Origin of the sequence: Acetivibrio cellulolyticus CD2 (genome assembly GCF_000179595.2) — a bacterium.
Taxonomy (GTDB): Bacteria; Bacillota; Clostridia; order Acetivibrionales; family Acetivibrionaceae; genus Acetivibrio; species Acetivibrio cellulolyticus.
In genome coordinates this window covers 337,964-361,004 of the sequence record NZ_JH556653.1, presented here as the reverse complement: position 1 = coordinate 361,004, position 23,041 = coordinate 337,964, and the positions used below count along the sequence as shown (strand labels likewise).

At 36.0% G+C, this 23,041-nt stretch carries 10 protein-coding genes; 8 read left to right on the top strand and 2 right to left on the bottom strand.

Translation table 11 applies throughout. The features are described from left to right. The first annotated feature begins 78 nt into the window (after nucleotides 1–78). The 3 genes from ACECE_RS26510 (at nucleotide 79) to ACECE_RS0203810 (ending at nucleotide 2,806) form a co-directional block, all read left to right on the top strand. On the top strand, nucleotides 79–1,548 hold the full coding sequence (locus tag ACECE_RS26510; protein WP_010244309.1) for a S8 family peptidase: 1,470 nt from the start codon (nucleotides 79–81) through the stop codon (nucleotides 1,546–1,548). A gap of 97 nt (nucleotides 1,549–1,645) precedes the next feature. Next, a complete protein-coding gene (locus tag ACECE_RS0203815) occupies nucleotides 1,646–1,933 on the top strand; it encodes an ArsR/SmtB family transcription factor (RefSeq protein WP_010244307.1) in 288 nt (95 codons plus the stop codon). Nucleotides 1,934–2,017: 84 nt separating this feature from the next. Continuing rightward, entirely contained in the window at nucleotides 2,018–2,806 is a 789-nt protein-coding gene (locus tag ACECE_RS0203810; RefSeq protein WP_010244305.1) for an EFR1 family ferrodoxin, read from the top strand. Nucleotides 2,807–3,073: 267 nt separating this feature from the next. Here the strand turns inward: ACECE_RS0203810 and ACECE_RS0203805 are convergent, their stop codons facing one another. Continuing rightward, the gene (locus ACECE_RS0203805) at nucleotides 3,074–3,949 is read right to left on the bottom strand and encodes a helix-turn-helix transcriptional regulator (RefSeq protein ID WP_010244303.1); all 876 of its coding nucleotides are present in this window, start codon (nucleotides 3,947–3,949) and stop codon (nucleotides 3,074–3,076) included. Between the two features lie 267 nt (nucleotides 3,950–4,216). Here ACECE_RS0203805 and ACECE_RS0203800 point away from each other — a divergent pair, with 267 nt between their 5' ends. The 4 genes from ACECE_RS0203800 to ACECE_RS29005 all read left to right on the top strand — a co-directional run bounded on the left by ACECE_RS0203800 (nucleotide 4,217) and on the right by ACECE_RS29005 (nucleotide 20,338). Beyond that, complete coding sequence (locus ACECE_RS0203800) at nucleotides 4,217–5,896, top strand: sensor histidine kinase (RefSeq protein ID WP_010244301.1); 1,680 nt, start codon at nucleotides 4,217–4,219, stop codon at nucleotides 5,894–5,896. A gap of 424 nt (nucleotides 5,897–6,320) precedes the next feature. Next, on the top strand, nucleotides 6,321–18,671 hold the full coding sequence (locus tag ACECE_RS26505) for an S-layer homology domain-containing protein (protein ID WP_010244299.1): 12,351 nt from the start codon (nucleotides 6,321–6,323) through the stop codon (nucleotides 18,669–18,671). A 165-nt stretch (nucleotides 18,672–18,836) separates the two neighbouring features. After that, entirely contained in the window at nucleotides 18,837–19,469 is a 633-nt protein-coding gene (locus ACECE_RS0203790; protein WP_010244297.1) for a response regulator transcription factor, read from the top strand. Nucleotides 19,470–19,627: 158 nt separating this feature from the next. After that, nucleotides 19,628–20,338 (top strand): stalk domain-containing protein, encoded by a 711-nt coding sequence (locus tag ACECE_RS29005; protein WP_010244295.1) that lies wholly within the window; start codon nucleotides 19,628–19,630, stop codon nucleotides 20,336–20,338. A gap of 190 nt (nucleotides 20,339–20,528) precedes the next feature. On the opposite strand, the gene ACECE_RS29000 is transcribed toward ACECE_RS29005, so the two are convergent. Then, a complete protein-coding gene (locus tag ACECE_RS29000; RefSeq protein ID WP_010244293.1) occupies nucleotides 20,529–22,253 on the bottom strand; it encodes an alpha/beta hydrolase-fold protein in 1,725 nt (574 codons plus the stop codon). A gap of 160 nt (nucleotides 22,254–22,413) precedes the next feature. On the opposite strand from ACECE_RS29000, the gene ACECE_RS26490 reads away from it, so the two are divergent. Continuing rightward, nucleotides 22,414–23,034, top strand: a complete 621-nt coding sequence (locus ACECE_RS26490; protein ID WP_010244290.1) for an ISNCY family transposase — start codon at nucleotides 22,414–22,416, stop codon at nucleotides 23,032–23,034. Nucleotides 23,035–23,041: the final 7 nt, after the last annotated feature.

The window sequence follows — 23,041 nt, the reverse complement described above, 5'->3', positions numbered from 1 at the left end:
AACTAACATTAAAACTATCTAAAAGTACTTGCCTTAAATTTCTGGGGCATGTACTTTTAGATAAAAGGAGCAAAATAGATGAAAGCAAAAATTATTATACCTTTTGTAATACTTATAATGATGTGTCAGACCGCAATGGCGTCAGAAAGTTGGCCACTTGGTGAAATTGGCGATTACACAACGGATGCAAGTGGTGCGGGTGTGCGTATTGCAGTTATAGATACCGGAATATCCACTGTAAGCATAAGTCCAGAGCGCTTAATGCAAGGTAAAAATTACATAGACCCAAGTGCGGACACTGAAGATAAAGTGGGACATGGTACAGCTGTAGCTGGTATCATTGTTGGAGCGGAGAAGCAGGGACTTAGTGGTATTGCGCCAGATGCTGTATTAGTGCCATTGGTATGCTCCACTTTAGGTGCTGATGGTAAAAATGTCATAGGTAGCTGTGCCCTGTGGGCGCAGGCAATTTGTGATGCAGTGGACGAATTCGGCTGCAAGGTTATAAACTTAAGCATGGGGACTGCAATAGATGATGACGCGCTGCGCTCTGCAGTGGCTTATGCTGAAAGTTGTGGAGTTGTTGTGGTTTCTGCAGTTGGCAATGATAATGCTTATAAGGCGGAAAGCTTATACTATCCGGCAGCCTATAATACTGTATTAGGTGTTGCCGCTCTTAACGAAAATGGTGAGGTGGCAGCCTTTTCTCAGCGTAATGCTTCAGTGGCACTATGTGCTCCGGGCATAAATCTTAAAGTGGCTACCATAAGAGGAAAAACCATTTCAACTTTTGGAACATCTTATGCTGCTCCCTTTGTTTCGGGAACTGCTGCGTTACTATTATCGTTGCAGCAGGACTTGAAACCTGCAGTTGTAAGGCGTATACTTTGTGCCTCTGCAAAGGATTTGGGTGCACCTGGATATGATAAGGACAGCGGATGGGGAGTGATTCAAGTTGATACAGCGCTTCAATTTGCGAAACAGGGTGTACGCTTTCGTGATACGGCCGAGGACAGCTGGTATTGTGCTGCAGTGAGATATGTGACGGACTATGGTTTATTCGAAGGTACATCAGCTGCAATTTTTGACCCCAACGGAGCTATGACACGCGGAATGTTTGCAACAGTACTTGGGCGTCTGGACGAACGCAGCTATGGTTTGTTAAGTGACAAGGCACCTTCCTTTAGTGATGTAAACAGTAATGCGTACTATGCAAAATACATTACATGGGCAAAAGAAACTGGCATTATTAAAGGTGTGGGCGGTAATATGTTCGAGCCTGAACGTAAAATCACACGTGAAGAAATGGCACACATTCTTTACAATTACTTAAAATACAGAGCAGAGGATATTAAATTTGATATTGCAAATACTGGAAGTTTTACAGACAGAAGCAGTGTAAGCTCATGGGCTGTCAATTCAGTAGATACAATTTACAGATTTGGTATAATAAACGGTTTAGGTAACAACACTTTCGCCCCAAAAAAAACAGCAACCAGAGCGGAAGTATCGCAAATGCTTAATAGCTTCATCTGCTTACAGAATTAAAGTTACGAATTAGGTAGATTTATATAAACTATTTGACAAATAAGAAAAATATGATATTATTTTGATAGTTATCGAATTGTAGAAAGTTGGAGAAGTTATGGATACAAAAAAATACTCAAATATTATGAAAGCTTTATCACATCCGCATCGTTTGGAACTATTCCTGGAAATAGCTAAATGTCAGGAAAAGGATTATGAGGAGCAAGATTGCCTCATTTCTGAAATAACTAAATGTTTTAAAATCGGAGCCCCTACAATTTCTCACCACTTAAAAGAACTTGCAAATGTAGGATTAATAACCACAGAAAAAAAGGGAAAGTTTCTTGTTGCCAGGATAAATAAAGAAATTGTAAAGGAACTCAGCACAATTTTTCCGCAGGTATAATTTTTTAAAAAACAATTCGATAGTTATAAAAGTGTAAAAATATGAATATATAAATATAGTATAGGATAGGAGGAATGATTTAGAATGAAGAATGTTATCTTTTACTTTACCGGAACTGGAAACAGCCTGGCAGTTGCTAAAAAGCTTGCAAATAAAATTGGGGACACTGAGGTGATTGCAATTTCAAATGCAATTAAAGAGAAAGGTTTAGAACTTAACTATGAAAGGATTGGTTTTGTTTTTCCGGTTTATTATTACTTGCCTCCGAACATTGTGAGGGAGTTCGTTAATAGGTTAAGTTTTAGCAAAGCTCATTATATTTTTGCTGTTGCTACTTATGGAGGAATATACGGGGGAGTATTCAAAGACTTATATGAGTGTATAAAAAATAGTGGGGGAGTATTAAATGCGGCTTTTTCGTTATGTATGCCGGGAAATTATATAGTTGAATATGGTGCTTTTCCGGAAGCTATCACGAATTTCCAGTCTAAATGGGAGAAAAGAAGAGTCGGGATTATAGCCGAAAATGTTTTACAAAGAAAAAGCCAAGCTATTCCGAAAGGAAATTTTATATCAAATCTATTTACTGAGTATTCATATAAAAAAGTGAAAGAATTTAAAGCTATGGCAGTCAACTTTCATGAAAATGGGAGCTGCAATGGATGTGCAGTTTGCAGCAAAATTTGTCCTGTTGGAAACATTAATATAAACGACGGAAAACCTACATGGGGAAACAACTGTGAACATTGCATGGCTTGCATACAATGGTGTCCGCATAAAGCGATTGAGTATGGAAATGTAACCCAAAAGAGGAGAAGGTATAAACATTCAGAAATAAGCTTGAAGGAAATGATGCTTGATGAATCTGAATAAGTAAGTCTTTAATTTTTTGAGTGCATTACTATAAAATTGTATCAATAGTGGAAGTTATCCCTAGTGTTTTTAAACGGCAAATGGAGATGCCAAATTTACCCCATCTTTCGAACGGAGTGAAAGAGACAAAAACAGAGGAACTCGATGGAGGTCACTGAGAAAGTCGTTTTTTCTTGAAAATTTGCAACGAAACCATGCTGGTTTTCAGAGTGCAAATTTAAAGTAATTGATACTTTTTCAGTGGTCTCACTCGATGTCCCGGAGATTTTATTTGTTGTTTATCTGCCTGACTGGTCTGGCTTCTATATATCCCCTAAAGCCTTGTGGTGCAAGCTGAAATCTTGGAGCTTCATCATCTGCCCAATCAAAGGCGTAAATTTGTGGGTTGTATTTTTTCATTACTTCCCATAAATCTTCAATTGCTTCTTCAAATTTTTCGTCATCATGTGGTTCACCCTGGAAAACCATCATTTTACAAGGAGGTAAATCTATAATTTCAAACCCTTTAGGTGTCTTTCCAGAATAATCCTGAGGTACTTCTACGCCTTGAACATATTGCGAGGTCCCTGACTTAATCATATTCTTCGGCAGCCACATACCTACAGGCTCATACATTGCCTCCTTTACGCTGCACAGCACACCCCAGATATCGCAGCCAACCTCTTCACAATACTCATAATAGTTTGTAGCATTGATTCCTCTTCTAAGTATCAATTTTCTCGCAGGTCTTTCAACCACCTGCACAAAAACTGTGCTTGTTGCTTTTCTCTCAGACATTTTCATCTCTCCTTTATGCATAGTAAGGTAATAATCACGTATACGATAGGGCATGAAAAGCTGTATTGGATCAGGACTATCGCTATATCTTTTTGGAGGTACTCCAAACTGTTTAATGAAAGCTCTTGTAAATCCTTCATGGGAGTCAAAGACAAAGTCAAAAGCCACATCTATAACTTTTACCTGATTATCCCTTAGTAACAATGCTGCTTTGCTTAACCTTAATGCTCGTATATACTCAAATGGTGTCTTACCGGTAAGTTCTTTAAAAATTCTTGCACAATGCCATTGTGAGTATCCTGCTGCTTTTGCAAGTTGACTTAATGTTATCGGTGAGTTTATGTTCTCACTAATATAGTATTGCATTCGCTGCACCGCATCAATCTTTGTTTATGGCATGAATAGCCAGAAATCCACTAGTATCCTGGCTGATGATTACTGAACAACCCTGGTGCCTGCACGCATTATGTAAGGACCACTTTAAAAAATTCATATTTGGTTTAGCCGGGGTAATATGCCTTTTTCTGTCATGATGTGTTTTATAATGCAAATGAAATATTCTAACAAATGTGACTTTAAATATATAGTTTTTTATAATATTATTTTTATAGAAAGTCAAGATAAGGGGTAAATATGCTTACTGCTACGAAAATATGTTTCATAATTAATGTAATAGTTATGCTTCAAGGTACAATAACCATTTCATATTTGCTTTTTAAGGCAAAAAGGACACCGGTACTATATAGTTTGTGTTTGGCAGAAGGGCTGCTGATCATGTGGCTGTTTTTTTCTACGCTTGAATTCATATCTACTACCACTGAAGAGCTGCTTTTTGCCGTAAGATTTTCGTTGTTTCCCTTAAGCTTTGTAGGTGGCGCTGGTCTTATTTTTGCTTTGCTTTACGCAGGTTTTATATCGCCCAAAAATAAGCTTATCATGCTGATTATAATGTTTCCGCTTGCAATTACATATCTGCCTGCACTAACCAATGACTATTTCTATCTGATTATAGTAAAAAAAACAATTGAGAATCCTGCATATACCCAGTGGGGTGTGTTTTTTATAGCCAATTTAGTAATTACTTACAGTTATCTTGCGGTGAGCTTATGCATTATATTGTATCAGGTTTCTAGGGAATTTAACACAAATGTGAAAAAGGTTGTATTGATCATTGTAGCCATTGCATTTACACCTGCAATAAACGCATTAACAGGATTTGGGATACTTAGGTTTGTATACTTTGATATTACACCTGCAAGTTTTTCGGTGCTTTTTTCTTTCTTTACAATGGCAATATCAAAGTATAAATTTATGAACATAATTCCCATTGCAACCCACAATATGTTTTTTGACATGGAAGAGGCTGTTTTCATCACAGACAACAGGAATCGTATAATGGAGTATAATAAAGCATCAAGTGATCAATTTGGTAGAATTATTGCCATTGAGGAGTGTAAAACCATTGATGAAATGCTTTCGAAACTTAAAAAATATACAGTTGACATAGGAAAGTTTAATAAGCTTGAAAGCTTCTTAAAGGAAAGCTTTGACAAGAGTTACTATGATTTGATTGAAATATTCTCAGAAAATGAAACTGAAGATCGCAGCATAAAAAGGTATTCTTTTTATATGAAGCCTTTGACGGATAAAAAGGGGAGGAATGTTGCCAGGATATACTTTTTTAGAAATAATACCGACCTCATAAAGGCTCAGCTTGAGGAGGAAAGAAAAAGGATATCTGGTGATATTCATGACAATTTAAGTAATATGGTAAATGTCATAAAGATGAATCTTGAATATGCTGTCAAGCATTTTGATGAGAAGGAAGAGGTTTTAAATTGCATAAATATAGCTTATGACACTGTGAAGGGAGTAAGGATAAACATACGGAGAATACTTGAGGAACTACTGCCTGTAGATATAGAAAGTGTCGGACTGATAAATGCTCTTGAGTCATTATTTAAGAAAGTTATTGGAGCTGGTATGGAATTGGAGTTTTACCATAATGGCATTAAAGACAGTAGCATCAATAAGAAAAGGCATGGATATGTGATATACAGGATATGCATGGAAGCTGTAAATAACTCGTTTTTTAATGGAAAAGCACACACGATATCGATTGTATTAACAAATAAAGACGGATTGATAAAACTATTTGTGACAGATGATGGAATCGGTTGTGAGGAAATTAAAAAAGGAAGAGGTCTTAGAGGCATTGAGAGAAATGTTATGATTCTTGGTGGAAAAGTTGAGTTTGGTTCATCTGATGAGGGTGGATTTAATATAAGGGTTGAGATTCCTTTTGAGGAATAATATTGTATGTAGATGTTATTAATCAAATTATGGATAGATTATGAATTTATTATTTAAAGTCTCGGTGTTGATGTGGGTCTAAATCAACTCCGAGATTTTTGTTTAAAAAAGGTAATTGAGGAAAATGATTTCGCAACTAACATTTGTTATATTAAGTTCTTACAAATGTGACTAGGAAAGTAACAATGATTTTTATATTATAATATATGTCAATCTATACATTGGCTAGGAAGCAAAATGATACCGCATTAACCCCATCTTTTGTTATTTTCATTATGATATAAGCTAAATAATAGTTCCTATTTAGCTAAAGTAATAGGCATTTTAAATATAGAAATTTCACTATTTATATTAGTGATTAGACTGAAAGAAAAGCACTTTAACGTTCAAATTTTAAGCAGCAAAGCTGCATAGGGGGAGTAAAATGAAGAAGAGATTAAATTCTATTCTGGCACTTGTGATGGTTGCAACTTTATTGTTCAGCTTGATGGTGCCAAACACATCTTTTGCTGAAGGAATTGCAACTAAGGATGATGTTACCAAAGCTAATCCATTATTGAGTAAAAATGTATCGGAAGTTTTAAGTGACACTCCGAAAACAGATTCAGATTTAGCCGTAGAGACAGCAAAAAGTAATCTTGAAACGGTTTCTGAGCCGAGACCCACTGACAAAGTTGAAGAATTCAGCTTTGATAGCGAGTTTCTGCAGGACGATTCTGTAAGCAATGTATTAACAACGAAAGAAGCAGAAAGCACTACTGTCGTTCTTGAGGATGCTGTTACGGTAAAGGCTGATATTTTGAACACTGACTTCAAGTATTCAGAGGCTGAAGCTTCATTGCCAGATTCCGACATAGTAGACGAATCCACTCAAATTATAATTGAGGACGAAGTTAAAGTTTTTAATAATCCAGATGAAACTGAGAAAAGTTCTCAGATCAAGTTGTGTTTTGTGCCGGAGTTGACAGGTGTTTATACTGTAACAGCTTCTAAAGATGCTTTGAATTATATGTGTATTACAGACGGTAATGAAAAAACACTGGTTTCATTGAGGATGTGGCCTGAGAAAAGCAATTCTATTGCCTTCAAACTTTGTAAAGGATGTAAGTACTACATAAACGCATATGTAAACACAGAATTGCCCGTAGAGTTTGTTGTAAATAAGTTTAAGTCAATACAAACAGAAGTTGTTTATAAGATAAAAAACAATACATATACGGCAGAAGATGCTGCCTCTGTAGTAATAGAAATGCCATGTGTGCCAGCTGATATAATAGCTGGGGCTTTACAGGGCGACATCGTTTTTGAGGCAGAGCTTTTAAAAAATGGTATCTCTATTGAAAAAATTGAAGTACCAAAGGCTTGCATCAGAGGTGGGACAGGTACACCGGAAGATAATCTCTTACAGTTTGTGTGTAATTTTGGCGCAAAAGTTGAATTTGGAGAGTATTCAATAAAAATCAACTGTAAAGACAGTGATGAAAAGGCTGTGATAGAGGAATGTCAGACAAGTTTGAAAATAGGTAACAATATTTGCTTGTATGTACCTGAAAATAGTTATTATGTTTCAGGATATGGTTCTGTTTATTTAAATGATATAAATACAAGTGAAGGGAAGTTCATACTTGTTGATGAAACAGGTAAAACTATAGCAACTTCAGGAGATGTAAGAATTACAACTAAAGATGTAGAAGCAACCGCTTTTGGGTCGAATTATAACTTCACAAGCCATGAGTACGATGAGGAGAATTTTACAAGAAATTTATATTACGCAGATATTCCAACTATATACTTTAATGGTTTGTTGCAATCTGATAAGGGATACAGGCTTAAATTGGTTGCAGGAGTATCGCAGTTTGAAGTTCCTGTTAAAGTAATACCTACTGAAGAACTTATAGTTGAAAGTGTTAGTTGTTATACTTTGTATGAAGCAACAGACAATAATGTTCAATATGCCGATCTTAATGTTGGATTTTCTAACTCGAAAAATGTAGATATGGAGAATATAAATTTCGAGATTATGGATATGTATGGGAATGTTGTAGCATCAAAAGTAGAACATATAACTTTAAGTGATGATGATTTTATATTTCGAATGAGGGTTAATAAACCTATATTGGAATATAACACCTACACAATAAGAATCAGTTATCCAGGTAAGCTGTATGTAAATCAACAAAGTTTAATCCTTAATTCCGGCAACACATATAATGATAGACTTACAACTCAATATGTCCGTATAGTCGATTACAAGGCTCCGATAATTGAGGTTGTTACTTCCTATTGCGATAAAGCTGTGGAGTATAAAGCTGAATTGATTAGAAACGATAACCACATACCAATGCTAATAGGCGAATTATCAGGATTGAGACCTGATGATGAAGGTGTGTTTAAATTGGATTTCTCAGGGAAAAGTGAACTTCCCCTATTGAATGAAGGTGGATACTACTCTATAGAGTTTAGTAATGAAGGAGGCACGTTGAGTTCAATCAATTTTGGCGTACCTGCATCAGATGGTGCGAGCAGCGTAGACAAATTTGTTACTTTTTATCCACCAACATTACCTAAGACTGGTACTGTTGAATTTGCTTTAAGTGGATATGGTATTGATAATGGAATCATGGGGACTGAAAATGTAGATATTGAACTTGTAGGTGAAGGTGAAGTATACGGCACAGTAGAAAAGTCCACTATCAAGAAGTCTGCATCTGTTTATATGGCAAGCCCTTATTACAATACTGAGCAGGTAATGATAAGCGGCACGCTTAATATCAGTAAGGAGTTAAAGGAAGATACAAGATATTTTATAAGAATAAATGGTATGGAATATGAGTATTTTTATAATACCAAGGATAAAGAGCTGAATATAGATGGCTTGAAAATAGGAGATTATAACAGTTTTTCTCCTTCTTCATTTAAAGACTCGGAGGGTAACTATAAAGTTGCGTATAGGATGAACAATAATGAAGAAATGGAGTTGAGTTGTAATTGGGTGAAAGGTTTTTCGGATAATGCCGAGCTGATTCTGGTTGATGTAATGACAAAAGAAGAAATACAGGCAGGGGTTTGGAATACCGTAAAGACCTATTATGATGGAGCGTTTAAAGATATAAATGTTGAGGCTGATTTGACGAAAGTTAAAACAGAGCAAGTATATGAGATATGTTTAAGAGATGGTGAGGAAAAATTTGGCTTCAATAAGTATATTATTTTTTCGGATAACTATCCAGCAGAGTCATTTACAGTAGAAAAAGCAGTGTATGGAAGTGATTTGTTGACTTTGTCATTTCCAAGGATAAGCACAATAGAAGGCTATTCTTTCAATGTTTTAGACTCTTTAGATAATATAATCAGTTGCGATGAAGTTGATGAAAGAATTACAAATGACTCCAGAATAGTAGACTTCAAGATGAATGCTGAATTGAATTATGGAAAATACTCAATCTGCATGTGCGATGAAAAAAACGTCAGAAGAAGTCAGGATATAGTTGTTGCTAAGGAAAAAATTGTACCTTCGGTAAATTCTGTTCAATACGGCTCTCCTATACTTATTCTTGGAGAAAATCTTGCGGAAGATGCCGAATATATAGCAGATATAAGATCAATCTGGCCGTATACCAATGTAAAAAAAGGTGTCAAGCTTGTGAAAAGAACTGGTAAAAATGCTTTAGAAATCAATCAAGGGGACTTGGACAATCTGAATATTGGCAACTATTATGTATCTGTCAAAGCAGACGGAGAAGCTATCGGCAATGTAGATCTTTATTATAATGGGTCTTTAGATATAAAACCGACGATTGTTGCCAAAGAATGGACAGATGGAAGTATGAAAAAACCTTTACTTGAGGATAAAGATGTAAGCTTCGATATAAATACACTTTATTATACAAAAGTAAGGTTTTCTGAAAAAATAGAAGACTTGGATAAAGAAGACTATCAAACAGTTACAGACAGTGTTTACTACTCCTTTGATGATTCACAGGGAGAAAAAACACTCTATTTTCAATTGATTGATGATTTTGATACCGAAAGCGAAGTCTATGCGTTTAAAGGTATTTTGAGTGAAAATAGACCGGAGATTTCTATTATTACTCCGGAAGAAGGCGCGATGCATGCTACCGATTTAAAAGTAGTGGCTAATATCAGTGGCAGTCCTTCCTTTGCAGGTGTTGCGTTTTATTCCGAAGGTTATAACGGTGACAAGGTTAGTTATTATGCAAGCTATTCAAGAGAACTCAAGCCTATTGATGACAAGGGTAATTACTCAGCTATACTGGAATACGGTAATATAGATTATATAGAAAAGGTTGAGGTATTTACGGCAGATGAGGTTGGAAATATTAACTCCTCAAAGTCGGTAATGATAAAAAAACCTGAGCAGGTAGTAACACCTGTTTCAAGAATTAATATAAATCTTGACAACAGAGACAAGCATGATTATGTAAAAATTAGTGGCAATACTACTAATGGAGAGGGAAATGTAACAGTATATGCATATAAATACAATAATTACGGTTATAATTCCTGGGCCTCTTACAGTGTAAAGCTTTTAGCAAATGAGAAGGGCGACTTTGAAGGCGTCCTGAATATTCCAGTAGATGGCGATTACGGCCTTGTCGCACAAGATTTCACAGGGCTGAAAAGTTCTACGTATTATCATGAAATTATTGTTGATACAGTAGCCCCTGTCTTAAAAGATTATGATACAGTGGCTCAAAGTGTTGACAGTGTGAAGATATCCTGGGATGTAAATGATGACAATGAATGCTCCTATACTATATGGAAAGACGAAAATCTTTTGTTCTCCGGTTATCGTTCCAAGCTTTATATCGCAACAGGACTAAACAAAGGTCAGACTTGTGTATATAAGATTATGGCAACAGATGTATCCGGTAATACTTCCGAACCTGTTCAGATAGTTGTGGAAGTTGGAGATGCAGTTTTACCGGAGGTGCCACAAAACCTTGTTGTTAGCTCCCATGCTAGTAAGAGCATATCTCTTTCCTGGCAAGCTTCCAGTGACAATAGTGTTGTTGCCGGATATGAGATTTTCAGAGACGACATGAAAGTTGCTGTTTCTTATACAAATAGCTATACTGATTCCAAGCTGGAGACTGGTGTTGAATATAGTTACAAAATAAGGGCCTTTGATCCTTCAATGAATTACTCAGACTTCAGTGAAACAATTAAAGATATTCCGGTGCTTAATTCAATCAAGGATGCTTATGATGGAAGTTATAGCTTTGTCGGGTATAACGTGAAAAAAATTGAATTGAAAGCATTGACAAGTGATATGCTGAACTCAAGTGGTATCATGGTGAAATTTGAATATCGTAACGGTGAAGAAGATAAGTGGAACCACTTTAACAGTTCGGTATCATATGTAAAGACTCCTGATGGTCTTTTGTTTAAGTGTATATGGGATGTTGAGTATATGCCTCAAGGGGACTATAAAATAAGATATACAGCGATTGATCGTGACGGAGCAAAGCAGGAGACCGTGTCAGAAGCTATAAGTATTCTTGAAATAGAAGACGATGAGAAACCTGAAATAGTTACGATAAAGCCTGATGCCAGTTGCTATACCGGAAATATTCCAGTTGTGATAACGGCAAGAGACAATATAAACCTCAGAAAAATTCAATTGCAGACCTCTTTAGATGGATCAGAGTGGGATGAAGCTGCTTCAGCAACTATATACAATAGTAAGGAATACAGTTGGAGTTATAATCTTGATATTTCAAAGGTTCGTGAGGGTGAGTTTTACGTTAGGGCAATTGCGACAGATGTCAGCGGAAATGTAAGTGAGAATGTACCATATACTCAATATATCATTGACAATACTGCACCAGAAAAGGTTCAGAACGTCACAGCTATTAGTTATGCTGACTGTATTGAAATCAGATGGGACAAAAATTCTGAGCCATATATAAAAAGCTTTTCTGTTTTGAGGTCCGAAGAAGTAGGCGGAATATATACAACTATTGCCGCTGATGTAGTGAGCCTCAACTATTTTGATGTGGGTGTTGAACCGGGAAAAACTTATTATTACAAGGTTATATGTAATGATATTGCTGGGAATTCAAGCTATGAGAGTAATACTGTTGATATAACAATGTTGGATGCATCTGGTATTGAGGACAATGAAAAACCGGTAGTGACCAACGATTATCCAGTGGATAAAATGACAATAGGCAGTAAGCTGACCTACGTTTTAATTGCCAGTGATAATATTAAACTATCAAAATTGGCAGCTGAGTATAGCCTTGATGGCGAAGAATGGGTAGAGTTTTTTGCAGTTCCTTCATCATACCAGAAGGATTTCTATACAGCAGATTTGGATACTAAAACGTTTCCTTCAGGAAGTATACTGAAAATTAGAGGATATGCTGTTGATTTGAAAGGAAATGTTTCAGACTATGTTTATAACGAATACACTATAGACAATATTGCACCAAAAGGTCTTAAAATTGCTGTTGAGCCTATAGGCAGAGGCTTCAATATATCGTGGAGCTGTGATGAAACAGATATTGTTGAATACGAACTACATCGCAGAACTTCGGATAGTGAGTTTTATACAGTGGTTGGAGAGTATAGAGGTACAACCTTGTCTATTGTTGATAGGGATCTTGATCCCTCTAAACAATATATTTATAAAATTATTGCAACTGATAAGCTTATAAATACTGCCGAAACTTTAAATGAGGCTGCCAGTCCATTAGATATTGATGATGTTTTACCTACTCCTCATATAAACTGTGTTTCATCAGCTGAGATTGGTATGGAGGTTGAATTTGATGCAAGTGCATCAAAAGATAATGTGGGAATAACAAAGTACAGCTGGAATTTTGGAGACGGTACTTTGCAAGAAGGTGCAAAAGTAAGTCATATATATACGGCCGAAGGCGAATATAAAGTTGTCCTTTCAGTTGAGGATAGTTCCGGGAACAAAAATTCAATAGAAAAGTCAATAACAATACTAAAAAAGGACAATTCTGGTATTTTAAACATAACTGTAAGGGACAATTTCGGGAAAAATATTCCTTATGCCAATATCTATGTTAATCTGAATACTGAGGATCAGTTTAAGGTCTCAACAGATATTAACGGTATGCTTACCCTTAAGCTAGAGCCTGGCATTTATGACATAGGTGCTTATCAGGAAGGTTATTCTCCAAAGCAACAGGATATATTGCTGGCTGAAAACGAAGTAAGCAATCTGGACTTTGTTCTTGAAGAGACAAAAATTGTTGTAGGTGATATTAAGACAACCAAATTGTCTTTTGATGAAATTAAAGCAGCTGGTATAGATGTGTATGCACCTGGTAATCAGAATGTTTTCAGATATGAGATTAATCTTAACTATAACAGCAAACCATATACTGTTTCGGGTTATTCTGGAGGTTCATATTCAAGCAGTGTTGAAATCGGAGGAAGTGGTTTGGGCGGAGAATCGATTGGTGGCAGAGAGATTACACCAATTATTTACAAGAACAGTTCTACAGGAGAACCCTTTATACTACTGATAGATATACCTGGAAGAGTTACCTGGTTAAAAGAGTTTTTTGATGTAAAACTTCACTTAATAAATACTGAAGGGTCATATGATTTGGAGGACTGTGTTGCAACCTTGAATTTACCAGAGGGTGTCTCTATTGCAAGTGATGATGAACAAAGTGTATCAATTGGGACTATTGCTGCAAAAGAAAGCAGAACTTTAAATTGGATAATTCGTGGTGATGCACCGGGTAATTACAATATATCAGCTGATTTTAACGGTATGCTGGAGAGTTTTAACGAGCCGGTAAAGGCAACTTTTACTTCAAATAACCCGATAGTGGTCAATAACAGTTCCGGGCTTAAGCTCATAGTTGAAGTTGAAAAAATGAAGAATGGGAATGTAGATTTGCTTTACAGAGTTGGTTTTGTAAATGAAAAAAGCTCTGCAATATATTTGCCAAATATAAATATGGGAGATTCAACCTTTATAAGAAGCTATAAAACAAGAGCTGATATGTCTTTGGTTAAAACTTCATATTCGTCACTTTTACCTGGCGAAATATTGTGGAAGGAATATACACTTGATCCAGAGCTTTATGGTTTATATGCAGATAACACATTGTTTTTGAAGGAACTGGCATCCACGGCACTAGGTGGTTTGGAAATGCCTATAGAAACCAGAATGGTTGATTACGGAACTTTCGGCAGACTAAAAACTCAGATTTATGTATTGAAAGAAGGTGTAGGCAGTATTGAAAGCCAAATCACTCTTATAAAATACAGATCTAAGAAAAACGATAAGATGCCGGATTTAATGATTGTTACGGGCAGAGGTATTTCTAAAGATAATATTATACATGAAGAGAGTGAATTGATAATAAAAGATGGAATTAAAGATACTACAAATACTGTAAAAACGGATGACAAAGGTATATATATTCTTAGTGGTTACAGTATTGATGATGTTTTGGTTGAAGAAGATGGAATAAGCTACTTCACCATCAACGTATCATCTTCTGACCCTCTCGTGATCGGTTCTCGTCAGAGAGTTAGAATTATTGATCAGAATTTATTGCCTGAGGACAGCTTTGGGACGATATCCGGTGAGGTAACAGACAAGGACATTAACAAGGTTATAATGGATGCAGATGTGACTTATGGTGAGAATAAGACAAAGACCAATGAATATGGAAGATTTGAGTTTAAAGATATTTTATTCGAAGATGATACAATAACGGTTGAAGCGAAAGGATTTCCAAAGAAAACCGTAGAGGGTGAAATGTATGATGGAAGATATTTTAAAGTAGAATTAGAGAGGATGCCTGAAGTCACAAGGGTAACATCTTATATTTCCGATAGCTCTAATCCATCCTGTTCTATACTGCCGCTAAATCTTCCGTTTGGATCATTGTCTTTCTCGGTTTCTGTAGACTTAAAGGGGGCAGGTGAAGTTTCAAAGTACTTGTATAAGATAGTTGACAGGTATGGAATAACGAAGTATACGGGAGAAAATGAGACAGATTATATTGAAGTGAAGGACATTCGAAGCAAAATGGCTCAAGGAGATAGAATCCAATTTGCAGTTGAGGCTGTTGGTACATATGGAACAACAACATCGGATTATGTAGATGCAAAAATAGTTATGGCAAAAGAGTTTCCGTTTTTAAATGCGGTTTCATGGTTAAACGAGTTGGAAACAGCTTTTGAAAATGCTGGTGGTGAGTACGATCCTAATGGAATTGATGGTGCTCTTAAGTTTGCAACAGGGGAGGGTGTACCAGATATTGATATGCCTTCTGATAGTGGTCCGATAAAGTCTTTAGGGATAGATATTCCAAAATTTGATTTTGATCTTGATGTAAAATATGATTTCTCGAATGGAAAGGCTATTTTTACATCGAAAGCGTCCGGAAGTTCTGGATTAAGTGGAAGTTTGGCAGAATTTGACGTGCCAGAACCATTCAGTGCGGCTGCTGGAATGGGTATTTCAACTGAGGGCGAAGTGACTTTTACCCTTATTTGTGTATACAACGATAGCACACTGAATTGGGAAATTGAAAAGTATCAAATTCAAATTGCTACAGAGATAGAGGTAAAAATAATAACACTTGAATTCAAATACAACGTTCCTATAGATGCAACCTTTGGAGGATTGTTGTTATCTGGATATGTTTCTCTTGAGATAAACGGAAAAGTTACTTTCTTTGTAAATGTAGGTATAGACGATATAGGAAGTTTTGATAGTGTTCAAGATTTAATGTTTGATTTTTATTGCATAATTGAAGTTACTTTAAGAGCTGCTATTGGTTTGGAAGTTACGTATGGTCTTTTGGGCGGCGAGTTTTGGGCTCAGGGAGGACTTAACATAACGATTCCATCAGGAAAAACAGTATTGAGCCTGGCTATTGGATTTAAAGAAACTCTTGTTTGGTTTGTATCTTTTGAACAAGAAATTGGAAGAGAAGAATGGGTTGTATACGATCCAGAGGCAAAGCAGGCGCAAAATGTAGGGAATAACGCTCATGCTATGAAAAGTCCTGAGAAGAGTCCGGAGAAAAGGTCGGCAAAGAGGGAAGCATTCTCTGCACCTGTAGCTAATAGTACTACATCTGAAGAAAAGTTATTTGAGACATCTCCTAGGGATTATCTTGAAAAACAGAAGTGGATAGGGGAGGAAGAAATAATGCAGTATGCATACCCCCAATCCCATGCAAAAATTAGCGAGATTAAGGATAAGGATGAAGACTTTTTAATGGTTTTTGTTGGTGATGACAAGGAGAGAAGCGATAATAACCGTACTGCATTGTATTATTCATTTTACGAAGAGGGAAAATGGTCTGAACCTGAACAATTAGAAAATGATGGTACGGCAGATGCTTTCCCTAGTATTTCAGCAGATTCAAAAAATACCTATGCGGTATGGCTTGATATGGACGAAAAAATAGGAGATTTATCTAAGGTAACGGCAGACTATATTTCTAAAAATATTCTCTCCAAAATGAAACTCAGGATAGCGAATTTTGACCAAGAGAAAGCGATTTGGAAAATAGAAGCATCCCCGGAAACGGAAGGCTTGAATAAATTACCGCAGATAGCTACAGAAAATGGAAAGACAGTTGCTACATGGGTTAACAACTATGGTAAGTTAGATTCTGGTACAAAAGAAAACCCGGATGATATCTATTTTGTTTACAATAATGGATCGGCGTGGACAGAGCCAAAAGCTTTTATTACGAATGTACAAAATGTCAACAAAAGTGATTTGCTTATGTATAACGGTAAGGCATATTTCGTTTATACAACAGATGCCTATTCGCAGGATGGACAGTTTAAGCTTTATTCAAGCATCTTTGATGGAGAGAAATGGTCAAAACCCAGAGGTGTATTAGATAACATTTACAATGATACTCATCCTTCACTAGCTGTGGAAAATGGTAAACCGGTGGTGTTTTTCCAAAACAACAGCGTGATATACAAAGCTGAAATTGAGTCAGACAATATTGATATAGTGGTTAATTCCGATAGAGCTTCTGGAATTCAGGAACTGCAAGCAACAAATACCGATGAGGGAATTGCACTAGCGTGGACAAATGCCTCAGCAGGAGAACAGAGGTTGTTTATAAGTACCTATGATGATGAGAGCTCTACATGGACACAGGGAATGGAGTTGAAGCACAATTCAATGGAAATTCCAAGAAATATAACTGTTGCAGGAAATGGGAATGAAGTGCTGACTGTATATAATAAGTCGGTTTATAAAAAGGAAGAAGGCGATTTGGGTTATCGATACGATGGGACTTTATTGACTTCAACTAGCTATGTAAGAAAAATAGATGTGGCAATTCCTGTTGATGGAATCCTTGTTGAAGATGAGGCGCTTGTTCCAGGGGGGAAATCAAACGTCTATGTAACTGTTGAAAATGTTGGAGATTTAACAGCTAAGAACATTAGTGTTGCTCTGTACGATGGCGAAAAATTGATAGGCAAAGAAACAATAAACAATAGTATGAGCCCCGGAAGCAGAAAGACAGTTATGTTTGAGTGCCAGACTTCAACTGATTGTACTGAACTGAAGCTTAAAGCAGAGGTGGAGGCTGCGGATGACAGTGATATATCAAACAATATCTCCTGTCAGAATCTTGCATTTGCAGATGTTGCAATTACAAGAATTTTCAATGAGCTTTATGAAAAAAATCGTGGGTATGCATATATTGATGTTACTAACTTTGGTTTTACGGTTTTTGATAGTGCAAAGATAGAACTTTATACTGATAAGGAGTTTAAAAATTTAATTGCAACTAAGGAAATTAAGAAGATCTATCCTTCACTTGCAAAGAAAACTGTTGTTGAGTTTGAAGTGACAGATGAGCAAGTGAAAGAAAGAGTCAGGTTGTATGCTAAAGTAGTTGTTGATCAGGCAGAATACGATTATAAAAATAACAGTGATTTTACAGTTGTCAGACCTATTGGATTTGCAGATGGGACTGAGACAGTCACACTGGAACCTGAACCGACACCCATTACACCGGGGGAAACACCTGGAAATGGAGGTAATGGTTCTACGGGTTCAAATTCTTCAGGTTCTGGTAATTCTAATAGCAGTGGAGGATCTGATACAGTGCAACAAGTAACACCGACACAGGTACCTGATACGACACCAACACCAACACAAGAAACAACCGAAACACCGGAAACTGATATACCTGGAAGTGGTGAAAGACAAAAAGGCTATATGAAAGGATATGAAGACAATTCTTTCCGACCTGACAAGAATATTACAAGAGCTGAAATGGCTACAATACTTGCCAATTTAGACTTGGCTGAAAAAACTGAATCTGAGGATATGCCTTTTAATGATGTAGACAATAAGCATTGGGCTGCATGGGCAATAAAATATGTATCTGAAAAGGGCTATTTTAAGGGTTATGAGGATAATAGTTTCAAGCCAGACAATTATATATCACGAGCAGAGCTGGCGGTGGTTATTTGTAAATATCTTAATTATAGCGAAAATGCTGATTATTTAAATGAATTGACAGACACAAAAGGGCACTGGGCTGAGCGCTATATAAATATGCTGACTTCAAAGGGCTTTATAAAGGGGTATTCGGACAAAACTTTCAAACCGAACAACAAAATCAAGCGTTCTGAGTGTACAGCACTTATAAATAGGGCATTGGGATTACAGATGAAAGGTACTCCTGAAATCAGATTTAAAGATGTGGACAATAAGCATTGGGCGTTTAGAGATATTGCAATTGCAACCCAGGAGTAAAAATAACAGTGGCTAGTAAATGACAATGAAATATTCTAACAAATGTGACTTTTAATTTCATGTTATTTATAATATTATTTAATTATTAAGGAAATATCTTGACCAATCATTGCAGAGCAAATATTTGTGGATAATTTTTATTAGTAGTATAAGAGGTGGTTTTATTTGATAAAGTTAGTTATTGCAGATGATAATCCGTTGATAAGAGAAGGCATAAAAAGGGAACTGAGCAATTCTGATGATATAGAAATTATTGGAATGGCTTCGACTGGAACGGAAGCTGTACAATTATCAATTAAACATAGCCCCGATATAGTTCTTATGGATATAAGGATGCCTGAAATGGATGGGCTTGAGGCAGCTAAGAGGATAAAGGAAATCAACAAAAATATAAAGGTTATCATTTCATCATCACATTTTGAGCAGGATTATTTGCAAAAGGCTATGGAATACAATTGCAATGGCTACGTAGATAAGGATACGGAAACTGAGTTTTTTATCTCAATAATAAAAAATGTAACAAATGGTTTTGATGTCTGGAGCGGAAAGCTGGATTATAAAACGGGAGTTGTGAGCATAAAGAGTGAGGAGGATAATAAGGAGGATTTGAAAGGGCTTTCAGATCAGGACTTAAGGATAATAGGTTATGTAGTAAGGGGAATAAAGCTTAATGACATTGCAAAGGAAATGAACTATAGTGACTGTTATGTAAGGCAGCTTATGGTGAAACTCAATGAGAAAGTTGGAGTCAGGAACACAAGGGAGATGGCTGTATGGGGAGCGAGGCATGGTCTATAGACTTTATATCGAAAGTATTGCCGGATTAAATTGAGCATCCCATATTTAGTATGGAAGTTCAAGTGCAAGTGATTACATTAATCATTGAATAATAAATTATATTATTATACTGATAGTCAAATTAAATAGTCAAATTAAAAAAAGAGAGGAAGATCATTATGTTTAAACAAATGAAAGGATTTACTATTGGATTTATAACTTGTGCAATTATTGGTGCAACATCATTTGCTTTTGCTCAATCAGCTGATGTTAACATTAGTGCTATATTATCCAGCACTATTAAAATGAAGCTTAATGGAACGGATTTTACACCAAAGGAAACTGATGGTTCAGACATAAAGCCTATTATGTATAATGGTAGAACCTATCTCCCTGTAAGATGCCTAGGGGAAGCACTCAATATACCTATAGACTGGGAAGATGCAACTAAAACAGTGCATATAGGTGGCAAGTCAGAATCAGTTCCCATAACCAATGATAAATTGTACACCACAGGATTAGCAACTATATTTACAAAAGATGCACAATTATTGACAGCGCCTGGTAAAACTTACAAATGGGGTATAGTAAACGATGAACCAGTGTCCTATATATCGTGTTCATGTAGCTTTAACCCTGGATGCAAATACAAATACTTAAAAGCATCCATATATTTAGATGACAATAAACAAAACCCAATAAAATTAGATTTTGAAAAGAATAATTTTGGCGGTGAAATCATTAAAACTATTACAATTAATCCAGGTGAAACATATGAACTTAATTTGGAAATAACAGGGATTAACAAAGTTTGTGTTAGCACTGGGTTAATAGGAAGTGATACAATTACCAAACTTATTATTGGTGAACCTCTATTTTCAAATAAGTGATTGATAAATTAAACTGTTGGTTGCAAAAATTCAATCGGGGGCATACGTCACACTAATAAATGAAATTAAATACAATATAAAACATTCATTCAAAAAAGGCAGAAATAAAAAACAAAAATGAAAAAACGGAATTTCTCGAAAAACAGCTGAGGAATTCCGTTTTTAATTAATGACAAAGCATCCTATACGATTATTTTGAGTTGTAAAACATTTCAAGTGCATTCTTTATCGAAGGTTTAAAAACTGTATTGTGGTCAAAATCATTGATAACCTCGTATTTCAGAGTAAAATCTTTATATGAGTGTTTTTTAATGTCATTCAGGCTAGTTTCGATTAAGTTGATAAAAGCTGCTTCTTCATCACCGCCTACGGTTGCATAAACAGAGCAAGCTAATGTCTGCTTTCTTTCATAGAACCAATCTTCAAAATCGTTTATAGCTGCATTATTTGTACTTGCTTGGAATGAGGGACTCCCTATATAATAGTTTGCAAAGGTATTTTTACCGATGGTGTCACTATGGAATAATGCATATAACCCCCAATAACCGCCGTAGGAATGACCGGTAAGTGTAGTTCTGGTAGTATCTATACGATAATTATTATATAAATAAGGTATCAGATTTTCTATTAAAAACTGTAGATATAGATCCGGTTTCTCAAGCAGATCCCGCTCTCTTATAAGACGATAATCATAGCCATTTGGATAACCAACACTGGCCAGGATAACATTTTCCAATTCGTTGGATTTCATCAGCTTACGTAGCTCGGGATGATCGCTAAGTCTCCATACACCATCTGTCATGAGAACAAGAGGATAACTTTTGGTTTCATCGTAATTTGGCGGCAAGGAAAGGTGAATTACAAAGCTATCATTGATTTCTTCATCATACATCACAATTTCGTTGATATATTCTGCAGTGCCTGGATCTATACCAATCACTTCATTATAAAATTCATGTTCTTTCGAAAGCTTACCGACTGTAATACTTTTTACTTCAGTATTAGTCATTGCCTTTGAGGCAGAAACGCAAGCGGCTTCCTTATCACTGTATTCTAACTTGCTAAAGTAACATATGCCGCGAATAAGGGCCTCACAATCAATAATATTATGTCCCGCTCCGGCCAAGATCTTGTTGTTTAAAGTAAGACCTTGATATTTGTGTTCAGTAAGAGAATTGATCCATTTGTCTGTTTTTGAGAAGGCTAAGGTTTTTTGGTCATCTTCTGAGCGGAAGATGCATACATTAGCCGATAGTGAGGTGTTTCCACCGGTGAAGAAGGCCGCCTCTAATGAAGATATGTCTGACTCGTCGGTTTTTTTGTTTAGGTTTGGGTTAACAATCAGGTAGTTTGCAACACTGTTACTGGTATGTAATAAATAGGCTGCAAAATATCCCGCGGTTTCATATCCAGCAAAGCATATATTGTCCGTATCAATTTTATAATTTTCACATACCCAGCCAAGCATATTATCAGTTAAAAAGGCTTGATATGCCTTTGCATCTTTGACAAAGTCCCGGTTCGCCGATGCAGTTGCTTTGCTATCTTTACTGGTATTAATAATTGCCAGAAGTGTCTGCGAAGCATTGGAATTCAAATAATCTCTAAGTGCTGTAAGTTGTGTTCCATTGAATGTAGTTCCTTGTACCAGATAAAAGGATGCTTTCTTAGAAGCATCATAGGATGAACTTTTTAATAAATTAATTTCATATGTGCTGCCTATTTCTTCATCAAAAAGTGTAATGTGATCACCTAGCTCAGTGGGTTCTGCAAGTACTTTTGATTTTTCAGTATTGGTCATACTGTTTAAATATGATATGGATTTCTTTTTGGAATTTTCACTGCATCCGCTTAGTAATGATAAAACCATTAGTGAACATAAGATAATAAAAAAGCTTCGTTTTAATTGCTTCATATGCAATCCCCCTAAAGTAATAAATATTTTAGTTATTTGCGAAATGCTATAACGCTTGAATTTACTGCATTTCAAATTGATATTTTTATTGTTTTCCCCCTCTGCTTCTAGTAAAATATAGGTATCTAATCCAATTTTAAACAAGAGAAGGGGAAAACAAATGGTAAAACTTTATAAACAAATTTCTTTTGCTGACACATTCGAAGAATGTAAAGATGTTTTTCAAAATAATAAGCCAAAATTTCTTAAGCTACTCTCACAACATCTTGATTTATCTTCGCTTATACCACAGGATTTTTATTGGTCTTACCACAAAACTCTAGGGAGAGACCGTAAATATTCACTCTCTTCAATGCTTTCAGCATTAGTTCTGCAGAAAATTCTTGGCATTCCTACAGTTTCGCTACTCATTATTTTTCTTAATTTATGCCATGAAGCCCGTGAATTCTGTGGCCTTCCAGACGTCCCTCATAACTCTCAGTTTACACGGTTCAAACAAGATTTCGTTATTTACCTGGAAAACTTCTTTAACCACCTTGTAGATATTACAGAACCTATTTGCCAGGAAATTAACACTACTCTTGCATCCACTATCGCTTATGATACTTCAGGTATTGAAACCTTTGTAACTGAGAATAACCCAAAGTTCATAAATTCTATCATAAAAAAACTCAAGGCTTTCTACAAGGACAAGCCTGATGTCGATGTATATAAAATGGCTTATAGCCCTTTTGCCCTTCTTCAGCCTCTGCAAACAAAGAAATCAAGCAACTCTACATAAACGGCTA